Raw genomic sequence first — 3256 nt, 5'->3', positions numbered from 1 at the left:
GGACGACCAGGAAGAACCCGAACGAGACGGCGTTCGCGATGAACACGGCGGTGACCCCGAGCTGGGCGACCACGAGTCCGGCGACGGCCGGCCCGATCGCGCGGGCGATGTTCACCCCCACGGAGGACAGCGAGGCGGCGGCCGGGATCATCGGGGACGGCACGACGTCGGGGATGATCGCCTGATAGGACGGGAGCTGCACGGCAGCGCACGCGCCGAGGATGAACGTGACGATCAGGAGCACGGCGGGGGTCGTCTCCCCGAGCCAGGTCAGCACGACCAGCACGGTCACGACCGCGAACTGCGCGACCTGCGACACGATGAGGATCCGGCGCCTATCGAGCAGTTCGCCGATGACGCCGGCCGGGATGGCGAGCAGCAGCACCGGTGCGGCGGACGCGGTCTGGACGAGCGCGATCACGGCGGGCGAGCTGTGGCTGTCGACGAGGAGCCACTGCGCGCCGACGGTCTGCATCCAGCTGCCGATGTTGCTGACGAGGCCCGCGATCCACAGCACACGGAACACGGGGACGCCGAAGGGCGCCAGCGACCGCACAGGGGAAGGCGGGGTCGGCGCGGTCGGCGCCGCTGGGGGCAGGTGATCGGTCACGGCATCCTCGGATCGGGGACTCGCTTGCGCAGCGAGCTCCATCTTCCCCCACGGACGGAACCGCCTGCCATGGCACCGAGGGCGGGTCCCCCTCCGCTCCCCCGCGCCCGAGCCTGCTGGCGCGCTCGAGGGGGTAGCGTGGAAGCCCCGCCCGCGAGAGGAGACCGGCTGTGACCGACGCCGTCCACTCGCTGGTGCAGCTCCTCGTCCTCTTCGCGCGCCTGGTCTCGTCGTTCGCGGAGCTGCTGCTGGAGATGGTGGGGACGACCGACCTCACCTCGTCGGGTTCGTTCGCGGTCGGGGCGCTCCTGGTCACCGCGACGACGCTCGTCGTGGCGCTGCTGGCGGTCGGCTTCGGGCCGCCCGCGACCCATGTCGGCCTTGCGCGACCGCGCCGGTCGATCGACGTCTCTGCGACCGTTCCGCAGAGCGATCCGGATGCCGCGGGGCATCCGCGTTCGCGAGCTCCGGGGATCGCGGCCACGGCCGCGTAGCCCGCCCGTCGTCCCCTCCCCTGTCGCCTTCGGCGGCGCGGGTCCGTGCGCGCCGGTGAGCGCCGTGGCCACACGCCACCATCACTCATCGACGAACGGACATCATGGATCTCTTCTCCTTTCCTCCCATCGCCGCGGCGCTCGACGCGGCGTACTCCACCCTTCTGTGGATCGTGGGGGTGCTCGAACCGATCGCCGGCGGCGCCGCCGCGGTGATCGCGGTCATCCTCATCACGCTGCTCGTGCGGGCCGCCCTCATCCCCGTCGGGGTCTCGCAGGCCAAGGCGGAGCAGACGCGCGCGCGTCTCGCGCCGAAGCTGCGCCAGCTCCAGACGCGGTACAAGAACGACCGCGAGCGCCTGCAGCGCGAGACCGTGAAGCTCTATGCGGACGAGAACGCCTCGCCTCTCGCAGGCTGTCTGCCGCTTCTGATCCAAGCGCCCATCGTCGGGATCATCTACGCCCTGTTCCTCCATCCGGCGATCGCCGGTCACGCGAACGGGCTGCTGGCGCACCAGCTGCTGGGCGTTCCGCTGGGCGCCTCGGCCGTCGGCCTCATCGGCGCCCACGCCGTGACCGGGGGTGCGGTGCTGGTCTTCGCGGCACTCGTGGGCGCGATCGCGGTGGTGGCCGAGGTGACCCGCCGACGGTTACGTCCCCCGGCGCCGTCCCCGGTGGAGTCTGCCGCGCCCGGCGCGGCGATCATGACGCGGATGGCGGGCGTGCTGCAGTTCACGACGGCGGTCTTCGCATTGTTCGTGCCACTCGCAGCCGGGATCTACCTCCTGGTCACAGTGGCGTGGACGCTCGGCCAACGCCTCGTGCTGCGCCGTCGTTACCCACTGGATGTCCCCGCACGGCCCTGATCGACCCACGTGCCGTCGCGTCGTCCTCGGTCACGGCTGCGCCACCCACATCCGCTGGTCGGGATCCAGGCGGGTGAGGATCGCGTGCGCGATGTCCCGCAATTGGTCGAGCTGCTCCGGCTCGAGGGCGTCCAGCACATGCTCGCGAACGTTCGACACGTGCCCGGGTGTCGCCCGGATGACCGCCCGTCGACCCGCGTACGTGAGCACGACATCCGTCGCCCGCGCGTCGTCGGCGGCGGTCTCACGGCGAACATAGCCGCGCTTCTCCAGGCGCGTCACGGCGTGCGACATGCGCGGGAGAGTGGCGTGCGACATCGTGGCGAGCGCGCTCATCCGCAGCCGGCGTCCGGGCGTGAGGGCGAGCATCGACAGCGTGAAGTAGTCGAAGTGGGTCAGGTCGTCATCACGGAGGAGCTGCGCGTCGAGCTGCCGCGGGAGCAGCTCCAGCAGTGCCCCCAGAGGGGCCCACGCCGCCCGTTCCTCCGGAGTGAACGACCGTGACCGAGTCATCACCCCACTGTACGGGAATAGTTGACCGGACAACCATGTTGGGCACTTTAGTTGCAAGAACAAGCAATTCGCCGCCTGGCGGCAGTCGTCACGTCACAAGGAGCAGGAATGTCCACCATCACCATCTTCGGCAGCGGGAACATGGGAAGCGGGATCGCGGGTGTCCTCGCCCGAGGCGGCGCTTCGGTGCAGCACATCGGCAGCGATCAGACCGCGGAGACCATCCAGGGCGACATCGTCATCCTGGCCGTGCCGTACGGGTCGCTCGCCGTCATCGCGCAGAACTATGCCGCGCAGCTGGCGGGAAAGACCGTCGTCGACATCACGAATCCGCTGAACTTCGAGACGTTCGACGGGCTCGTGGTGCCGGCCGGCAGCTCGGCCGCCGCCGAACTGCAGAAGGCGCTTCCGGGCGCCCACGTCGTGAAGGCGTTCAACACGAACTTCGCCGCGACCCTCGTCGCGGGCACGGTGGGCGACGTGCCGACCACAGTCCTGGTGGCCGGCGACGACGCGGACGCCAAGGCCGCGGTGATCGCCGCGGTGCAGGCGGGAGGCCTGTCGGCGATCGACGCCGGATCCCTGGCACGCGCCCACGAGCTGGAGGCGATCGGGTTCCTCCAGCTGACCCTCGCGGTCCGTGAGCAGATCGGCTGGAACGCCGGATTCGCGCTCGTGCGCTGATCACGCATCAGCCGCGCACGTCACCGAACGACGAAACGCCCCCGCGAAGGGGGCGTTCCGTCGTTCGGTGGACCTGAGGGGATTCGAAC

The 3256-nt window shown here is 70.4% G+C and carries 5 protein-coding genes; 3 read left to right on the top strand and 2 right to left on the bottom strand.

The annotated features are described in order from the left end of the window. Positions 1-556 (bottom strand): MFS transporter (locus BGO37_RS16890; protein ID WP_291756857.1); only part of this gene is annotated, 556 nt, incomplete at its 3' end. A gap of 224 nt (positions 557-780) precedes the next feature. On the opposite strand from BGO37_RS16890, the gene BGO37_RS16885 reads away from it, so the two are divergent. Continuing rightward, positions 781-1104, top strand: a complete 324-nt coding sequence (locus BGO37_RS16885; RefSeq protein ID WP_291756855.1) for a DUF6412 domain-containing protein — start codon at positions 781-783, stop codon at positions 1102-1104. A 104-nt stretch (positions 1105-1208) separates the two neighbouring features. Beyond that, positions 1209-1970 carry a membrane protein insertase YidC gene (locus tag BGO37_RS16880; RefSeq protein WP_291756853.1) on the top strand — a complete coding sequence of 254 codons (762 nt, stop codon included), beginning with the start codon at positions 1209-1211 and terminating at the stop codon, positions 1968-1970. A 30-nt stretch (positions 1971-2000) separates the two neighbouring features. On the opposite strand, the gene BGO37_RS16875 is transcribed toward BGO37_RS16880, so the two are convergent. After that, positions 2001-2483 carry a MarR family winged helix-turn-helix transcriptional regulator gene (locus tag BGO37_RS16875; RefSeq protein WP_291756851.1) on the bottom strand — a complete coding sequence of 161 codons (483 nt, stop codon included), beginning with the start codon at positions 2481-2483 and terminating at the stop codon, positions 2001-2003. Positions 2484-2591: 108 nt separating this feature from the next. Between BGO37_RS16875 and BGO37_RS16870 the strand changes: the two genes are divergently transcribed. Further along, on the top strand, positions 2592-3167 hold the full coding sequence (locus BGO37_RS16870; RefSeq protein ID WP_291756849.1) for a diguanylate cyclase: 576 nt from the start codon (positions 2592-2594) through the stop codon (positions 3165-3167). The last annotated feature ends 89 nt before the right edge of the window (positions 3168-3256 follow it).

Source organism: Cellulomonas sp. 73-92 (assembly GCF_001898175.1).
Classification (GTDB): domain Bacteria; phylum Actinomycetota; class Actinomycetes; order Actinomycetales; family Cellulomonadaceae; genus Cellulomonas.
The sequence above is the reverse complement of the archived record's forward strand: the minus strand, read 5'-3'. Positions and strand labels throughout refer to the sequence as shown.

Excerpts from the sequence above, each read along its gene's own strand:
- BGO37_RS16870 (WP_291756849.1), top strand. The coding sequence starts at position 2,592 with ATGTCCACCATCACCATCTTCGGCAGCGGGAACATGGGAAGCGGGATC.
- BGO37_RS16875 (WP_291756851.1), bottom strand. The coding sequence starts at position 2,483 with ATGACTCGGTCACGGTCGTTCACTCCGGAGGAACGGGCGGCGTGGGCC.
- BGO37_RS16880 (WP_291756853.1), top strand. The coding sequence starts at position 1,209 with ATGGATCTCTTCTCCTTTCCTCCCATCGCCGCGGCGCTCGACGCGGCG.